This window comes from Schlesneria sp., from assembly GCF_036405755.1.
GTDB classification, from domain to species: domain Bacteria; phylum Planctomycetota; class Planctomycetia; order Planctomycetales; family Planctomycetaceae; genus Schlesneria; species Schlesneria sphaerica.
This window is the reverse complement of sequence record NZ_DASWWZ010000349.1, coordinates 1-2,036: the sequence shown is the minus strand read 5'-3', so window position 1 is coordinate 2,036 and position 2,036 is coordinate 1. Positions and strand designations below refer to the sequence as shown.

Here is a 2,036-nt window from a genome sequence, read left to right as displayed (position 1 = left end):
GTGACCCCGCAATTGAAACAGGCGATATTCGACAAGCTGCAGTCGCACTTCGGCATGGAGCTTCCCACCACCCCAGGCCTCGACACTCTGGCCTGTATGGAGGGGGCGGATCGTGGTGAACTGAAATTCGGCTTCTGTCTGGGAGGCAACCTCTATGGGTCCAATCCGGATGCGGCCTTCGCCAGACAGGCCCTGTCGAAACTGGACATGCTGGTGTACCTCAATACGACGCTCAACACGGGCCACGCACATGGACTGGCGAAAGAAACAATCATTCTTCCCGTGCTGGCGAGAGATGAAGAGCCGCAGTCCACAACGCAGGAATCGATGTTCAACTTCATTCGCCTGAGTGACGGTGGCCCATCACGTCACGCGGGGCTCAAGAGCGAGATTGAGATCATCGCAACAATTGCCAGCGGCGTTCTCGGCAATGAGGGTCCCATCGACTGGGAATCGATGCAGAACACGAATCGAATTCGTGAAGCGATCGCCAAGGTGGTCCCCGGCTTTGAACAGATCAAGGATATTGGCGAGACGAAGAAAGAATTCCAGCTCGACGGCCGCACGTTTCACACTCCCCAGTTTCCGACAAAGACGGGTCGAGCCCAATTGCGGGTCCATCCGCTGCCGGAACTGGTCGGCGGACCGAACGAACTGCGGTTGATGACGATTCGCAGTGAAGGGCAGTTCAATACCGTCGTCTATGAAGACTATGACCTCTACCGAGGCATTGAAGGCCGGTACGTGATCCTGCTGCACCCGGAAGACCTGGATCGATTCCACCTCAAGCCGGGTCAGAAGACGACCGTCCGAAGCAACGCAGGAGAAATGGTCGACATCATCGCCACCCCCTTGGAAAAAATTCGTCCCGGTAATGCCGCGATGTACTACCCCGAATGTAACGTCCTGGTACCACGGACGTCGGATCCCCGATCGCGAACGCCTGCCTTCAAGTCGGTCATCATCTCGATCGAACCGAGCAGGGCAGGGCGTTTCCCCGTGCAGGTCCCAGTGGTGCGGTGATTCCGACTCTCTCGCTCTGTCAATCTGGAAGGTGGGCGATCAAAGCGTGAGAGAGTCCATTTCTCCGCCGTACAAGCGGACGTTATCACGGGTAGCGACGGTAAGAGTTTCGCTGGTCAACTCGCCGAGCCCGCGCCGTTCCGTGTCCGACCCACATTCCAGAATTCCCACCGTCACGTAGTTCCGAGGCAATTCATTCCATGACGATCGTTGGACTTGATATCGGCGGAGCTAATATCAAAGCGGCTGATCAGCAGGGGCAAACACTCAGTCGCCCCTTCGCCATCTGGCGCCACCCGGAACGTCTGGCAGCCGAAGTGGCATCGATCCTTCGGTCCTTTCCGGGGTGCAACGGAGTTGCCCTGACGATGACAGCCGAACTGGCTGACTGCTTCACAACGAAAGCCGAAGGAGTGACCTCGATCCTCGACTCTGTCGAAGCGGGAATGCGTGATTTCAGCAACGCGACCACTTCGCATGACTTGGACGCTCCTGCTGCGAAATTGTCCGTCTGGACGACCCGAGGCCGGTTCGTCGACGCCCAAACGGCACGCGAACAGACGGAAGCGGTCGCCGCCGCAAACTGGCACGCGTTGGCCACCTGGTGTGGGCAGTACGCACCAGCCGGTTTCAGTCTGCTTGTTGACATTGGCACCACGACGACCGATCTGATTCCTCTGCATGAGGGAAGGCCGGTCTCACTGGGACTGACGGACCTGAGCCGACTGCAGAGCGGCGAATTGTGTTATTCGGGCATTCGACGCACACCCATTTGCGCCTTAGCTCATAGCGTCCCTTTTCGTGATGGCTATTGCCCACTCGCCGCCGAGATTTTTGCGACAACTCTCGACCTCTACTTATTACTTGGTGACCTCGCGGAAGATGCGAATGATCTGGAGACGGCCAACGGCAAACCGGCCACCCGAGCAGAAGCCCGGCACCGCATCGTGAGAACGTTATGCAGTGATGGGAACGCGATTTCTCAGAATGAAGCAATCGAGATGGCGAGATTT

General features: G+C 57.6%; 2 protein-coding genes. Both read left to right on the top strand.

The window, feature by feature from the left end; translation table 11 throughout:
• Positions 1–1,023: molybdopterin dinucleotide binding domain-containing protein (locus VGE80_RS12010; protein ID WP_440592835.1), on the top strand; the 1,023-nt coding region annotated here is incomplete at its 5' end.
• Between the two features lie 200 nt (positions 1,024–1,223).
• A partial coding sequence (locus VGE80_RS12005) for a hydantoinase/oxoprolinase family protein (RefSeq protein WP_440592834.1) occupies positions 1,224–2,036 on the top strand: 813 nt, incomplete at its 3' end.